The sequence below is a fragment of the Geobacter sp. AOG2 genome, assembly GCF_019972295.1.
Taxonomy (GTDB): Bacteria; Desulfobacterota; Desulfuromonadia; order Geobacterales; family Pseudopelobacteraceae; genus Oryzomonas.
On the sequence record NZ_BLJA01000001.1, the window covers coordinates 1,467,607 to 1,483,130 of the forward strand.

A 15,524-nucleotide genomic window follows, 5' to 3' on the forward strand; every position below is an offset into this window, starting at 1 on the left:
ACGGGGCCGGTGTAAAATACTTCCTGTACGACCGGCTGGCTTTGCGGGCGGATGTGCGCCACGTCGTGGCCAATGCCAGCGCGTTTGAGTATACCCTGGGCGTAACCATCCCTTTTGGAGGCGTCAAAGGCTCAACCAAGCCGGTGTCGGCTCCGGTCACTTCCAAACCGTATGCCAAAAAACCGCAGAACAAGGTCAAGGTGGCGCAGGAGTCCCCCTTGAAAAAGCAGACTATAGAAAAGCCTGAGCAGAAAAAAAACGTCTCTCCCCCCGTTCCTACAGAATCGTCCGCACCGCAGCAACAAGCGGTCAAGGCGGCGGGAGAACCGGCTGTCAAGGCCCTGCCGGCACCGGCCATCGTAATCCCCACGGAGGTAACGGATACCACCTTCGACATGCAACTTGTTTCCATTCCCAGTGCTTGCTATACGATGGGGGTCCCCTCCGATAAGGCCCTGGCGGCCCATGAAGTCTGCCTCACTCCCTTCAGTATCTCTAAGTTCGAGATCACTCGCGAACTGTTCCAGCGGTTTGTCGATAGCAGCAACTACATTACCGACGCGGAGAAAAACGGTGGGTGTTACACCATCAGTGCCGGTAAGGAAAGTCTGAATCCGGCTGCCACCTGGAAAAATCCCGACTTTTATCAGAGCAAAAAAGACCCGGTAGTCTGCGTCTCCTGGAATGACGCCCAAGCCTTTACGGCATGGCTTTCCCACAGCAGCGGGAAAAAATACCGACTTCCCACGGAAGCGGAATGGGAGTTCGCCGCGCGGAGCGGGGGCAAACAGGAGAAGTATGCCGGCACGAACAATGATGCCGATCTGTATCGCTATACAAACTTCTGCGACAAGAAGTGCATCTATGAATGGAACGACCCGTCCCAAAACGACGGTTATTGGAGCACCGCGCCGGTGGGGAAATACGCCCCCAACGGATTCGGTCTCCACGATATGTCTGGAAACGTAGCTGAATGGACACAGGATTATTTTGCCGATGACTACTATGCCGTCAGCCCCAAAATGGACCCGAAAGGCCCAAGTGCCGGAACGGCTCATTCCGTGCGCGGTGGGTCATGGCGCAGCCAAAAGGGCGCGCTTGCCACCACAAGCAGAGGTTCTGCAGAGACAGGTAGGGCCTACGACAATATCGGCTTCCGGGTTTGTCGGGAACCGTAACGACACCTGTTTTTATTTGTCTGATGTACAAAGAGGCGCACCGTCTGATGCGCCTCTTTTTTTGAGCCTTCAAAGGTTCGCCTGGAAGGCTAAGCCTTCATTTGGCGCGTGGCATGGTGATCTCAACTGTTTGGATAACCCTGCGGTTACGGGCATAGCTGCGTTCAATGAAGCAAATGTCGCCTTCCCGCTCCATGAGGATTACGGTGGAACAGCGGGTGCCATAACTGTCGCTGCTGATGAACCGGGGTGACAGCATTCGTTCGCGTTCTATTCCAACGCCGGTGTCGGGAAGCAGATGGTCCGGAAAAGGGGCGGGATCGGAGAGTAATTCCAACAGCGCCTCCGGTGAGACCCGATCATCCCGGAGAAGGCCTTCCAGATAGTCTTTCGAGGTAGTTACCTTGGGCCAGGGGGTGTCAAGGAGGTGATTGCTGAGGCCGTGAACACCGGGCGTAACACGCACTGGCCCGGTGCTCTCCCTGTTGGAGTAATACCAGAGTTGTTCAGCGTCGGCTACAATCAGATTAAAGCCGTCGTAGTCATCCCGTTTCTCGTGCAGTGCCTCCAAGTATGCCTGGGGTGGGACTGCATCTGTCAGGTAGCCGGCGGGCAGGGTGCCGCGTGAGAAACGGGGCATGTCCATGGCGAGCGCCGGGTTCCGGAAATTGGTGACTGCTGCCAGGCGCCCGCTGGCGGTGATACCTAACCATGTGCCGCCGCAGAGAAGGTCGCGGCCGGCCAGAACGTGAGGGCAGTCTCCCCAGAATGTCGCGGGAAGTGTGGGCCGGTCATGATACTCGTCGCGGTTTGCCGCCATGATGAGGCGGTAGCGGGGATGACAATCCAAACCAAAGACAGCCAGACACACGGGAGTTCTCCCAGATGGATCAATAGGTGGCGGAATGATTTTCAGCTTGGCAGTAGTTTATCAGAGTGATTTGCTCTGGTCCAGTGTCACTGATATGGATAGAGAGGATTATTAATAAATACGGTATGTTGGTGTTGTCCCATTTGATTTGCAGGTTGCAAAGGAAGTTGTTATGACCTTAACCTTTCAGTGGTTGCTGTTCTTGCTCAGGTTTTCTGCTTTTTTACGTTTTTCCCGTATTCTGGTTCAGTTTATGGGGAGGACGTCATTGACGTCAGGGCTGAATTCAGGGTAGAACACATCATTTCAATTTACGAGTACCTTCATGCGATAGCGAGGATGGATATGGACGCAATGCCGGAGACAAACCTGCGGGGGGCCACGGTTCGAATCGTGGGGATCTATTTTGTTTTCGGATGTTTGTGGATTTTGTTCTCCGACAGCGCCCTGAAATCGTTGGCGCACGACCCCGCCCTGATGGCACACATTTCCATATACAAGGGGTTCCTGTTCATCAGCATTACTTCATTGCTACTCTATAAGCTCTTTTACCGCTACGTTTTGAAGATTATCGAGGTAAACCGGCAACTTCAGACGAGTGAACTAGAAATTCTGCACCTCTCCTCCTTCCCCGGGTTGAACCCGAATCCAGTCATGGAAATCGATCGCACCGGACGACTCATCTATGCCAACCCTGCCGCACAAAGCATATTTTCTCTCGTCGGCCAAAGCGCCCTGCAAACCTTTCTTCCACTGGATAGCGGCAACCTGTTCTCAGCCACGGAGAGCGCCCCAAAGGCACATCTCCACCTGGAGGTTCAACTCAACGGTATTGTTTGGGGGGTGACAGTCTGTTACTCCCTCGAATTCGATACGGTTCGCCTTTATTATTCCGATATTACCAACCTGAAGTCAGTTGAGAGCACCCTCCAGGAAAGCGAACAACGTTTCAGGAGTCTTTTCGACAACATGACCGAAGGGGTCGCGCTCCACCGTTTTATCCGGAATGAAGCTGGCGATGTGACGGATTACCGAATTGTGGGGGTCAACCCGGCCTATCAGAATGTCCTCGGTATATCCGGTGATGCGGTCGTTGGGAAGCCCGCCTCGGAGGTGTACGGAACCAGTCGGCCACCGTATTTGGAAGAGTTTCTTTCGGTGCGCCGTTCGGGCCGGCCGCTGAGTTTTGAAACATACTTCAAACAGATGGACAAGTATTTTGCTATCTCGATCATATCGTGGGGAGACGACGGCTTCGCCACCATCTTCTTCGACGTCTCGGTGCAGAAAAGGGCAGTTGAATCCGGTAAGCGTTCCCTTGTCTTCGTCGAAACCATGCTGGAAAATGCACCCGTGGGCATCAACGTATTCGATGGAGAGACCGGGCAGTCTGTTCTGGCGAACCAGACCATCGCCGATATGATCGGAGGGAGTCTCGAAGAAACCCGCGCCCAGAATTTCAGGGAAATCGAGTCGTGGCAAACGTCCGGACTCATTGATGCCGCCGAATCGGTCCTTCGCGACGGCATAACCAGGCCCATGGAGGTTGAAATCTCCACGAGTTTTGGAAAACGGGTGGCTCTTGACAGCTCGTTATCGCGGTTTGATGTGGAGGGCAAACATCACCTTATGATCGTGGCTGTCAACATCACCGAGAAAAAACTCATGGAGGAACAACACCGACGCATGGAAGTGCAGATGCTGCATGTGCAAAAGCTGGAAAGCCTGGGTGTGCTTGCCGGGGGGATCGCCCACGACTTCAATAATATCCTGATGGCAATACTCGGAAACGCCGACTTGGCGATGATGCGGCTTTCACCAGCGTCGCCGGCCTGCGAGAACATTGACCAGATTGAAAAAGCCGCTCGTCGGGCCGCCGATCTGGCTCGCCAGATGTTGGCATACTCGGGGAAAGGTCATTTCGTCATTGAGTCTTTGAACGTTAACAACGTGATCGAAGAGATGACCCATATGTTGGAGGTTTCCATCTCCAAAAAGGCAATGTTGCGCTTCAATCTGGCCCAGAATCTGCCGAACATTGAGGTTGACGCCACCCAGTTACGCCAAGTCATCATGAACCTGGTCATAAATGCCTCAGAGGCAATCGGTGAGCGAAGCGGTGTGATCGCTATCTCGACGGGTGCCGTCGATTGTGACCGGGCTTACCTTTCCGAGATGTGGATCGACGACCGACTGCCGGAAGGGTTGTACATCTATCTGGAGATAGCGGATACCGGCTGCGGCATGGACAAGGAAACCGTTTCCAAGATATTCGATCCCTTTTTCACCACCAAATTTACCGGACGAGGCCTCGGTATGGCGGCAGTTCTTGGCATCATCCGCGGGCACCGTGGCGCCATCAAAACCTATAGCGAAAAAAACAAAGGTACCACCTTCAAGATCCTTTTGCCTGCTTCGCCTTCGCCGGAGTCCCGGTCGGCAGTGCTGTCCCATGATAACGAGTTCCTGAAGGGGAGCGGAACCGTCCTTTTGGTGGACGACGAGGAGACAATCCGTGCGCTGGGCAAGGATATGCTCCAGTTTCTCGGTTACCACGTCCTGACAGCGGTGGACGGGCGCGATTCACTTGATATTTTCCGTCGTAGCAAGGACGACATCGTGTGTGTGATCCTGGACCTCACCATGCCCCACATGGACGGGGAGCAGACCTTCCGTGAGTTGCGCCGTATAAGGTCTGATGTCAGGGTCTTGATGTCCAGCGGCTACAACGAGCAAGAGGTGACCCAGAAGTTTCTCGGCAAAGGGTTGGCAGGCTTCATTCAGAAGCCGTACAAGGTCACCGAGCTTGGCCGTAAACTCATGGATGTCTTAACGCCGGGGCAATAGGATTAGTATTGACAGATCAGATTACTTGGAAGATAAGTGTCTATAGTTCTACTGTTTTTAATGTATTGTCCCGTTATGCATGGGAGAATGTCTTCGATAGGAAAACGGTATGCGGGCCTGGCGGCAAGCCCGATGGGGTACGGCACCCTGATTGATTACATTGTCTGAGGAGGTAACCATGAGAAGGGCACTCTTCGTGGTAATGGTTCTGTTTGTGGGGGCGGGTCTTGCCTGGGCAGGCGGGACGAAAAAAAGAAAACTCCCCCCCTATGAATTTGGAAGCGTGACCATCAACAATTACTCTCGGCAATCGGGGATGCCCCCGGTTGTTTTCGATCATTGGGTGCATCGAAAGGATTTTACCTGCCGTCTCTGCCACGTCGATATCGGTTTCGGGATGACCGCTGGCGCAACCAAGGTGCGCGCCGTGGATAACATGAAGGGATACTACTGCGGAACCTGCCACAATGGCAGAATGAATGTAAACAAAACGAAGGTCTTTGAGGCGTGCTCCAAGGAGTATAGCAGGGAAGACTATAAACGCTGCGTAAAGTGCCATATTCTGGAACAGGATGCGGCCAAGGAAGATGAGTTTTACCGGTTCGCGGATTCCATGCCGAAGGAACGCTTCGGCAATGGGATAAACTGGGAAAAGGCCGAGGAAGAGGGGTTGATCAAACCTATTGATCAACTGGAAGGGGTTTCGATCATGAAAGCGAAACTCAAGGTACAGGCGGATTTTTCGCTCAAGGCCAAGGTTGAAGGGATGCCCGATATCGTCTTCTCCCACAGAAAACATACGGTCTGGAACGGCTGTGAACTGTGTCATCCCGAGATTTTTGTGGGCATCAAAAAGGGGACCTCGAAATACTCAATGGTGGAGCTTTTCGACGGCAAGTATTGCGGTGTCTGTCACGACAAGGTTGCGTTTCCCCAGACCGACTGCCAGCGCTGCCATACCAAGCCGGTATAAGAGGCTGATGATGACAACGGAGATACGATGATGCGTGCAACAGCTCTGACACGCGTGTTTTTGGCGGTTCTGTTCCTGTCCGTTTGCCTGTCAAAGGCTTATTGTGATGAATTGTGGCGAGCGGAATTCGATGATACCTGTGCAAAAACGACGGATGTTATGACGCTTTCCACAGATGAGTTGAGGGCGTTGATCGGAAGATGCGAACGTCTACAGAAGGTTATCGAACAACAGGATGAGACCGTTCGGAAAGTTTTCCTGAAAAGGCTCCAGTTGTGCAAGAACCTCTATATATATGTTCTGGAGGCAAAAGATAATGATAAAGCGGGAAAATAGGTTTGTAAACACGACTAGTCGAGGTCTGGGTGAAAAAAAGAATCGGTGTTAGCCTGCTTCTTGGCGTCATGGCGCTGCTGTCGTGTCTGGGTAGTGGCCGGGCGACGGATCGAGGCGATTTGGGAAGTGTAATCAAAACCATTCCTCCCAACGGGCCGTTCTGGAAGTACGGTACCGTCATTATGCACCGCCGGACCACAAAAGCCGGGATGGCTCCGGTTGTGTTTGCCCACTGGAGCCACCGGGCCCGCTACACCTGCCGCGTCTGCCACCTTGATCTGGGGTTCAGTATGCATTCGGGGGATACTGGCATCACAAGGGCGCAATACACCGAGGGAAAATACTGCGGCGCCTGCCATGACGGCGTGATGGCTTTCGGCGTCCAAGACGGGGAGTGTGACCGATGCCACATGAAGGATACGCAGGCCCTGGAGGCGTATTTCGAAACCTTTGCCGCCACCTTGCCGATGGCCGGCTTTGGAAACGGTATTGATTGGGCTAAAGCATATAGGAGCGGAAGGATCGCCCCTAAGAATACAATCTCTTCCTCCGCGCCTTCTCTGCAACTTCCGGAAAAGCTGCGCCTGCCGATGAAGCTTGGCACGGCGGTTCCCCGAAGCGACGTGGCCTTCTCCCATGAGGATCATTTCAGCGAGCTTGACTGTTCCAGTTGCCACCCCGATGTCTTCAACATCAAAATGAAAGGCACCGTCGATTTTTCCATGGATAAGAATATTTTTGGCAACTACTGCGGTGCCTGTCATATGCAGGTCGCCTTTCCCATGAATGACTGCAAGCGCTGCCACCCCAAAATGAGCGGATTTTCCGGTTTCTAGCCGGTTTTTCCCCTTTACTGCGCGAACATACCCCGCTCTTTGCGGTGGAGCAATTGATTGGTTGACACCTCTCCTTTGCCTGGTTTACCCTTCTCTCATGATTGATACCGTTAACAATAACGATCACTGGGACAGTCTTTGCAATCAGTGTGGCCTCTGCTGCTTTGAAAAACTGGAGGATGAACGGGGTACTATTTTCTACACCCAGACCCCCTGCCGATACCTGGACGTGACAACCCGGCGCTGCAAGATTTTCGAGCGACGCTTTGAGATTAATCCTAGCTGCATGAAGCTGACGCCGGAATTGGTTGCGACCCTGCATTGGCTTCCCAACGATTGTGGCTACCGCCGTCCGACCGTTGAACTTCCAGTAGAGCCGCGACGAAACAGGAGGAGATGGGGAAGAGGCCGTAAATGAAAAAGCCCGCAGTGAGCGGGCTTTTTTTTGTTTCAGTGTGGGCACTTTTCTTCTAATCGGCAATCATTTCCGGTTCAGCTTCCGGGAGAGTGAAGCCATGCGACACTTCCGTGCCGGTCAGGTTGTTGTTCAGGACGTGTTTCATTCGCTCCACATCAAGCTCGTTTTCCCATCGGGATACCACGATCGTCGCCACGCCATTGCCGACGAAGTTGGTCAGGGCGCGGGCTTCTGACATGAATCGGTCAATGCCAAGGATCAGGGCCAAACCGGCCAGGGGAATGGTGGGTATGGCTGCGAAGGTGGCGGCAAGGGTGACAAAGCCGCTTCCCGTTACCCCGGCTGCACCCTTGGAGGTGAGCAAAAGAACTGCAAGGATGGTCAGGGTCTGGGTCCAGGTAAGGGGAGTGTTGGTGGCCTGGGCCACAAACAGTGCCGCCATGGTGAGGTAGATTGAGGTGCCGTCCAGATTGAAGGAGTAGCCGGTGGGAACGACGAGGCCGACCACCGATTTCTTGCAGCCCAGGTTTTCAAGTTTTACCATCAGCCTGGGGAGGGCCGATTCGGAGGATGATGTGCCCAGGACGATCAGCAGTTCCTCTCGGATGTAGCGAATAAACTTGAAAACGTTGAAGCCGCAGAGCTTGCCTATGGGGCCGAGGACCAACAGAACGAAGAGTATGCAGGTTAAATAGAAGCTTCCCATCAGCATGCCCAGTTTTGAAAGGGAGCCAACTCCGAACTTGCCGATGGTGAAGGCCATGGCGCCAAAGGCCCCGATGGGGGCGAATTTCATGATGATGTTGACGATCCCGAAAAGAGCCTGGGCGATTTGATCGATCAGGCGGTAAACCGCCTTCCCCTTTTCGCCGAGGGCAGACAGGGCGAAGCCGAACAGGATGGCAAAGACAAGCACCTGTAGTATGTCGCCTTTGGCAAAGGCGTCAACCACGCTCGATGGGATGATGTTGAGCAGAAAATCTACCGTGGAATGGGATTTTGCTTGGGTGGTAAAGGCGGCGAGAGCCTTTGTGTCGAGTTTGGTCACGTCGGCGTTAAAACCTTCGCCTGGCCTGATGACATTCACCACGATCAGCCCGATGGCCAAAGCCAGTGAGGTAATAACCTCAAAGTAGAGCAGTGCCTTGGCGCCGACGCGTCCAACTTTCTTCATGTCTTCCATGCCTGCAATGCCGGTTACGACCGTACAGAAGATCACTGGTGTGATGATCATCTTGATCAGTTTAATAAAGCCGTCCCCGAACGGTTTCATGGCAACACCGGTCTCCGGCAAAAAGTTGCCGAGGACGACGCCGATGGCAATCGCTGTAAGCACTTGAACGTACAGATGCTGGTAAAACCTCTTCGTTTTCATGCACACCCCTTTCATCTGCTGCCTTATTGGATTTGAAGCGAGATCGCCTTGAGCCTGGAAACGTTGCCAAATAAATATAAAATCATATCAGCAAGCTGAATACCAACTTGGTACCTATATTCAACTAGCCGATATTAAACACTAAACATTGTTTTATGGCCCTGTCTTACGATTCAAAGGGTATAACTGTGGTTATGGTGTCGAAGGGCTTTGTAGCAAAACCATTGGATATGGCGCAAAAGTCGGGGGGTATAACCGGGGTTATGGGAATAACATTGGTTATACCCTTTGTGGGCTATTCAAGATGATGCGTTGGAGGAAGGCATCGCGGTCCTTGTAATATCGGCAGGAACAGTGAACAACGTCCGCCTTGCAAGCTACGTTACAGTCTTTTGCTCTGTCATATCCGGCCAGTTGGTGAGCTTGCTTTTTTCAGTTTCCCAGGGATTTGCACATTCTGTTTCTTGTTATTGCTCTATAAACGGTAATCTGTGCTGCGTAGCCCATTTTAGTGCTATTCTGTTACCTTGGGTCAGCGTGAGCCTAGAGAAAAATGTCGAGTGGGCCAAAGGAGAAGATTGGTTTTGTCTGAGAGGAAACTGAGGATTATGCTGCTTGCTCCCACTCCTTATTTCAGTGACTGCGGCGAGCATGTGAGAGGCTACGAGGAGGCCAAAGCCCTTATTCGTTGCGGCCATAACGTCCGGATGTATACTTACCACCTTGGTCGCGATATGCCGGGAGTTCCAACCATCAGGATGCCTCGCATCCCATGGCTGCGGGATTTGTCGACACATGTATCGTGGCATAATCCGTACATCGACCTGTTTATGTCCAGCCAGGCGTTCAAGTTTGCCCGAACATTCAGGCCACATCTGATCCATGCCTATGGCCATGAAGGCGCATGGATAGGTGGCCGGCTCAAAAAGAAGCTGGGTATCCCCCTTGTGTTTGATTATCAGGGCAGCCTCACCGGCGGGATGATTGAACAGGGCTTTATCAGGGAGGGGACGTTACTGCACCGCTTTAATTCATGGCTGGAACGACGCATCAATGTGCGCTCCGCTGATCTTATCATTGCCGGTTCCGGTTCTGTGGCCCGAAATCTTATCGGACAGTGGGGGGTTGCTCAGGAAAGGGTGGTATCGCTGGCGGACGGTGTCGATACCACGTTGTTCCGTCCTTATCAGCGAAATGAAGTGCGTACCAGGCTGCGTCTCCCGCTCGATGCGCCGCTGGTGGTGTATCTTGGTGCGCTGGATCGTAATCAGGGGATCGATACCCTGCTCTCCGCGATTGTTCTGCTCAAGTCAAAGGGGAGCCCGATTCGTTTCCTGATCATGGGGTTTCCCGAAGAAGGATACCGGGCCAAGGCTTTCGAACTGGGTATAGAGAAGATGATAATCTTCACCGGCAAGATCGACTACGCAAAGGCCCCGCTCTACCTTTCCGCGGGAGACATTGCCGTATCCCCCAAAATCTCCTTGATCGAGCCCAACGGTAAACTGCTTAACTACATGGCCTGTGGGCTGCCAACCGTAGCTTTTGATATGCCTGCAAACCGAGACTTGCTGGGGGATGCCGGTGTCTATGCAACATATGGAGATTCCAGCGATCTGGCCGCTAAATTGACCTGGTTAATGGGAAACAAGGATGAACGAGCCCGTTTGAGCCGTTTAGGGCGGGAAATGGCGGAACAGTTACATGCCGTGGACCTTCGCGGTAAGGCTTTAAGCGGAATCTACCGTACCCGGCTGGGAATGTAGGGTCGTGACCCGTGTCCCTGAAGGCGACGCAAAACACACCTCTATGATGAGCGGCCTGGGATGTAAGGAAAAAATATATGGAAAATATGACGCAGCAACAGATGGTTCGCATGATCAGCGTCGGTACGATCATGTTTTATGTGATAACCAACAATGAACAGCGCAGTGAATGGCTTCTGAGTCAAGTCGCCGCACGGCTCAAGGGCATGGGCTCCCCACTTGTCTGGACCTGCACAACGGGTCTGTGCCGGGACGGTGTCGTTGTCGCAGATACGGCAGACCCGATGAAAGCCCTTGATTTCGCCATAGGCCATCCCGGCCCCTTTATGTTGATCATGAAGGATGTTCACCATTTTTGGTGGGACAGTCCGATACTGATCAGAAAATTAAAGGACCTTGCCTCGGCTTCAAACGGAAAAGGGAAGGTGACGGTCATCCTGGGCGATGAGGAACGGATACCCCAAGGTTTTCGGGAAGACAACATCATGTTGACCCATGGACTTCCCGGAATTGAGGAAATCCAGGAGTTCCTGAAACATATGCTGAGTCGTGAACCATCATTTTCCAAAGCGTGCCGGGAAGATCCCACGCTGTTTGGGAGGCTGGCGGTTGCTGCTCGCGGGCTTGATTTTGTTGATCTTGAAAGGTCGATCCGTTTGTTACGTCTGGATGAAATGCCCGGGGGCACTAACCCCGTCGCGTCGCTCCTGGAAAACAAGCGACGGATCATTCAGCAGAGCGGGATAATGGAGCTGGTTACCGATGTCGTCGGCTGCAATCAGCTTGGTGGTATGGAAAACCTCAAGCATTGGCTGGAACGGCGCACGTGTGCTTTCGGGCTGGACAGCATATCGTCCGGGGTTGGGCTTCCGCGCGGCGTGCTGGTCATGGGGATTGCCGGCTGTGGCAAGTCCCTGTTCGTCAAGTCGATCGCCGCCGAGTGGCATCTTCCGTTGATTCGGCTTGATATGTCGACGGTATACGGGGGATTGTTCGGTACGCCGGAGGCAAGCTTGCGCCTGGCGTTCGATACGGCTGAGGCTGTAGCCCCCTGTGTGCTTTGGATTGATGAAATAGAATCCGGGATCACGACCCACGGCTTCAAGTCCGAAGGAGGGGCGGCTTCCAGGGTGCTTGGAAACTTTTTGACGTGGATGCAGGAAAAACGGGAACCGGTATTTGTGGCTGCTACCGCGAATGCCATTGAGATGCTCCCGGCCGAGGTGCTGCGCAAGGGGCGCTTCGACGAAATATTCTATGTCGGGTTGCCTGATACCACAGCCCGCGAACAGATTTTTCGTATCCATTTGGCTAAACGTCAGGTTGAGCCTGCTTCCTTCGACATTCCACTTCTTGCCGGCTCCACCCGTGGATTCTCTGGCGCGGAGATCGAGCAGACCGTCAATTCGGCGGTTTTCGAAGCGCTTGCCGACAGACGGCCCATGACCCAGCAGGATCTGATGGTCATGATCAGCCAAACAGTCCCGCTTTCCATTACCATGGCCGAGCAGATTAAAAAGATCGAGGCGTGGGCCTTTAAGCGGGCTGTGCCGGCATCGGGAAAATTCAGATAGATCCCTTGAATAATCGAAGGCGGATAGGAAACCGGACTTGTGTTTTAGGGGAGCGCCGTTTTTTATTCCTGTCCGCGTGCCAGCTTGAGGCGTTTGCTCAACGCAGGCTGGGAGATGCCGAGCAGCCGGGCGGCGATGGTCTGGTTGCCTTTGGCGCGGGTTATGGCCTCGGCAGCGAGCAGCTCCGTCGCTTCGGCAAAGGTGGGTAGCCGGTCAAGGTGCGAAAAGGGATTTCCTTCGGGAACAGGAGCGACAGGCAGGGGGTCAGGACGACCGATGCCGCGTAAAAAGGTATCCATGGAGAGGATATGGTCGCGATGTACACTTACCGCGTCGTAGATCATGGCCTTCAACTCTCGTACGTTGCCGGGGAATGAGTAGGTGGCAAGGAGTTGGGCCAGCTCCCGGGGAGGGGTTGGTTTTTTTTTCCCCAGGGAACGTGCGACCTGGCCAAGGAAATAGTCAAGTAGCAAAGGGATGTCTTCTTTTCGCTCCCGCAGGGGAGGCACATGGACGTGGTGGGTCCGCAGGCGGTAGAAAAGATCGCGGCGGAACCTTCCGTCAGCCTCTTTTTGCGCAAGGTTGTGATGGGTGGCCACGATGATGCGCGCCTTGAGGCGTTTCGGGCGGTCGCTCCCCAAGGGGAAGTATTCTCCTTCCTGAAGAAGCCTCAGGAGCTTGACTTGGGAAGGGATGCTCAGATCACCGATCTCGTCGAGGAACAGAGTGCCGTCGGCGGCCTCCTCGATCATGCCCCGGCGTTGCTGATCGGCGCCGGTGAAGGCACCTTTGGTATGGCCGAAAAGCGTGTCGGAAAACACCGTATCGTCGAGTCCTGCCACATTCACCGCTACAAGCGGACCCGCGCATCCGCTCAAAAGATGGGTGGCACGGGCGAGGAGTTCCTTGCCGACGCCGCTTTCACCGGTAATGAGAAGCGGCTGAGGGCTGACCGCAACAGCTTCCACATAGGAAAAAATGGCGTGCATGGCTCTGTTGGCCGTGATGATAGCGGTAAAGGCTTCGGGCCGCCGGAGTTCTCCGGTAAGCACACGGCTGGACATCTCAAAGTTCTCGCGCTGGAGTTCCAACATCCGGATTGCACGCAGCACCCCTCCCACAAGCCGGTCTTCCTCCACCGTTTTGACGAAGTAGTCAAAGGCTCCGATTTTCATACAGCGCACGGCGGTCTCCAACTGGTTCATGCCGCTTATCACGATGGTGGCGGTCTCCGGATGTTGTTCCGCAATCATGGTCAGGAGGTCTTCACCCGAGATATGGGGCATGGTGAGGTCGAGCAGGATCAGGCCCACCTTTCGGCTGTTCAGGATGCCCTCAACCTGCCGGCTGTCCTGGCAGGTAAGGATGTTGGTGATGCCGGCGGAACGCTCCAGGGTGAGAGAGAGGGAGCGCAGCCAGGCCGGCTCGTCATCCACAAGGAGTATGCAAAAGGGAGGATGGAGGTTCTGGGTCATGGGAGTGTCTCCTCGGTGGCCGGAAGGGTCAGGATGACGGTCGTTCCTTCGCCGGGTGTCGAGTTGAATTTGAGCGTCCCGCCGTGCTCGTTGACGATCCCTGCCGACACCGAAAGACCGAGGCCGGTCCCTCCTGTTTCGCGTTTGGTGGTAAAAAACGGGTCGGTAAGGCGAGGGATATGTTCGGAGGCAATACCGACCCCTTCATCCGTTATGGTCAGCACCACGATCCTGGCATTACTGACGCGGAATGTGGCTAGGGAGATTTTGCGCTCCGCGTTGGGTAGTGCTTGGCAGGCGTTGAGGAGCAGATTGACGACCACCTGTTCGATACGTTGGGCATTTCCATGCACCAGGGGGATGTCTGCGGCGTATTCTGCCGAAAAGTTGGTCGTTGCCTTGCGGAGTGAACTGTCAACCAGCCGTACCGCCGCCTGTGCTACCTGATTCAGATCGAAAAGGTCGCCGCCGGGGTTGTCGTCCTGGCGGGCAAAATCCTTGAGTTCCTCGACAATACGTTTGATGCGCTTGGCCCCCTCCAGCATTTCGTCCAGCATGTGGGGAACCTCGTTGCGCATCCGTGAATAGGGTAGCCCGCCGAGTGGGAAGTCGCCCGACTCTCGGTAGCGGGCCTCAAGTACCTCCACCGCATCCCGGTAGACCTCCTTGAGGATCGGCATGTTGAGCAGGATCAGGCCGTTGGGATTATTGATCTCGTGGGCCACGCCGGAGACAAGGATGCCGAGGGAGGCCATTTTGTCGGCCTGAATGAGCTTGTCCTGGTGGAGACGGAGTTCTTCCAGTGCTCGTTTACGTTCTGCCGCCTCGCGTGCCAGTTCCTGGGTTCGCAGGGCAACACGCTTTTGAAGGGTCCGGGACCAGACCACTGTGGCGGCCAGGACAAGAAGGAGCAGAACCAGGGCAAGGGCGCCGTAGCGCACGGCCCGTTCCCAGGAGACCGGCGGCGGCTCCAGGGTTCCGAGCCATTTGTCGTAGATTTGCTGGTACTGGCCCGTCTTGTGGAGGATGGCAAGCCCCTCACTGATGCGGGTCATTAGCTCGTTGTTTCCCTTTTTGACGCCATAGCAGTATTTCTGGGCAGCTATGTTGGTCGCAACCGGGACGACGTTCGTCAGATGAAGTTCCCGGATGAGATACATGCCGGGAACAATGGCGACGACCGCGTAGTCGTTGACGCCCGAGGCAAGAAGGCGCAAGGCGTCGGCCGGGGTGTCGGCAAAGTGCAACTCACCGCTGAAACCGAGGTTCCTCAGGGTGTCATGCATAATGCCGTCGCGGAAGACGATGATCTGTTTGCCGTGCAGATCTTCGATGGAATTGACCCGTGGAGTGTCCTTCCGGGCAAAGATGGCATGATGAACGATGGTATGGGGAGGGGAGAAGGTTATGGTTCCTAATCGTTCTTCCGAAAACGATATCCCCTGGAGGACGTCAATCTCGCCATTCATGAGAGCGGCGCGCATCTCGGACCACCCCCCGAAGCGAAACTCCACCTTCATACCCATGACTTTGGCGATGGCCCGGGTGAGATCAACGTTGTACCCTGCCGGTTGGCCGTTTTTGTCAAGGAACTCGTAGGGGGGGTAGGCGCGGTCGCCCCCGACAATGATGACCTTATCGTCGGGAGGCCGGTTCTGGTCGCTGGTGGCGCCGAATGCGGGCAGAAACGAGACACACAGGACAAGAGCAGTGAAGTATGTTCTCAGAAGGTATCCGAGGACGGTACGGGCATAGTTTGTGCCGCCGTACGTGTGCTGATGTTGTTGTCCGTATGGTGTTGTGGCCACCGTTGTCTCTATTCCTTGTCTCTTACTATGTTGTCATACGTCGGCGACAAGGCCTTCCGCTGGTCAA

The 15,524-nt window shown here is 54.4% G+C and carries 12 protein-coding genes; 8 read left to right on the top strand and 4 right to left on the bottom strand.

Translation table 11 applies throughout. The annotated features are described in order from the left end of the window. Positions 1-395 precede the first annotated feature (395 nt). Positions 396-1,178 (top strand): SUMF1/EgtB/PvdO family nonheme iron enzyme, encoded by a 783-nt coding sequence (locus tag LDN12_RS17960; RefSeq protein ID WP_223924036.1) that lies wholly within the window; start codon positions 396-398, stop codon positions 1,176-1,178. 97 nt (positions 1,179-1,275) lie between these two features. Here LDN12_RS17960 and LDN12_RS06675 read toward each other — a convergent pair whose 3' ends face one another. Continuing rightward, positions 1,276-2,049 carry an NRDE family protein gene (locus tag LDN12_RS06675; protein WP_223921901.1) on the bottom strand — a complete coding sequence of 258 codons (774 nt, stop codon included), beginning with the start codon at positions 2,047-2,049 and terminating at the stop codon, positions 1,276-1,278. A 345-nt stretch (positions 2,050-2,394) separates the two neighbouring features. Here LDN12_RS06675 and LDN12_RS06680 point away from each other — a divergent pair, with 345 nt between their 5' ends. From LDN12_RS06680 to LDN12_RS17965, 5 genes are all read left to right on the top strand, one after another. Next, on the top strand, positions 2,395-4,896 hold the full coding sequence (locus LDN12_RS06680) for a response regulator (protein ID WP_223921902.1): 2,502 nt from the start codon (positions 2,395-2,397) through the stop codon (positions 4,894-4,896). Positions 4,897-5,074: 178 nt separating this feature from the next. Continuing rightward, positions 5,075-5,869, top strand: a complete 795-nt coding sequence (locus tag LDN12_RS06685) for a c(7)-type cytochrome triheme domain-containing protein (RefSeq protein WP_223921903.1) — start codon at positions 5,075-5,077, stop codon at positions 5,867-5,869. 27 nt (positions 5,870-5,896) lie between these two features. Beyond that, entirely contained in the window at positions 5,897-6,205 is a 309-nt protein-coding gene (locus LDN12_RS06690; RefSeq protein WP_223921904.1) for a hypothetical protein, read from the top strand. Positions 6,206-6,234: 29 nt separating this feature from the next. Beyond that, the gene (locus tag LDN12_RS06695; RefSeq protein WP_223921905.1) at positions 6,235-7,041 is read left to right on the top strand and encodes a c(7)-type cytochrome triheme domain-containing protein; all 807 of its coding nucleotides are present in this window, start codon (positions 6,235-6,237) and stop codon (positions 7,039-7,041) included. A gap of 97 nt (positions 7,042-7,138) precedes the next feature. After that, positions 7,139-7,459, top strand: a complete 321-nt coding sequence (locus LDN12_RS17965) for a YkgJ family cysteine cluster protein (protein ID WP_223921906.1) — start codon at positions 7,139-7,141, stop codon at positions 7,457-7,459. 52 nt (positions 7,460-7,511) lie between these two features. On the opposite strand, the gene LDN12_RS06705 is transcribed toward LDN12_RS17965, so the two are convergent. After that, a complete protein-coding gene (locus LDN12_RS06705) occupies positions 7,512-8,834 on the bottom strand; it encodes a dicarboxylate/amino acid:cation symporter (protein ID WP_223921907.1) in 1,323 nt (440 codons plus the stop codon). A 608-nt stretch (positions 8,835-9,442) separates the two neighbouring features. On the opposite strand from LDN12_RS06705, the gene LDN12_RS06710 reads away from it, so the two are divergent. Together LDN12_RS06710 and LDN12_RS06715 are read left to right on the top strand one after the other, a co-directional pair. Further along, positions 9,443-10,600 (top strand): glycosyltransferase family 4 protein, encoded by a 1,158-nt coding sequence (locus LDN12_RS06710; protein WP_223921908.1) that lies wholly within the window; start codon positions 9,443-9,445, stop codon positions 10,598-10,600. Positions 10,601-10,677: 77 nt separating this feature from the next. Then, positions 10,678-12,174 (top strand): AAA family ATPase, encoded by a 1,497-nt coding sequence (locus LDN12_RS06715; RefSeq protein WP_223921909.1) that lies wholly within the window; start codon positions 10,678-10,680, stop codon positions 12,172-12,174. A gap of 62 nt (positions 12,175-12,236) precedes the next feature. Here the strand turns inward: LDN12_RS06715 and LDN12_RS06720 are convergent, their stop codons facing one another. Beyond that, positions 12,237-13,649 (bottom strand): sigma-54 dependent transcriptional regulator, encoded by a 1,413-nt coding sequence (locus LDN12_RS06720; RefSeq protein ID WP_223921910.1) that lies wholly within the window; start codon positions 13,647-13,649, stop codon positions 12,237-12,239. Next, positions 13,646-15,334, bottom strand: a complete 1,689-nt coding sequence (locus LDN12_RS06725; protein WP_223924037.1) for a transporter substrate-binding domain-containing protein — start codon at positions 15,332-15,334, stop codon at positions 13,646-13,648. The genes LDN12_RS06720 and LDN12_RS06725 overlap by 4 nt, the downstream gene beginning before the upstream one ends. Positions 15,335-15,524 lie beyond the last annotated feature (190 nt).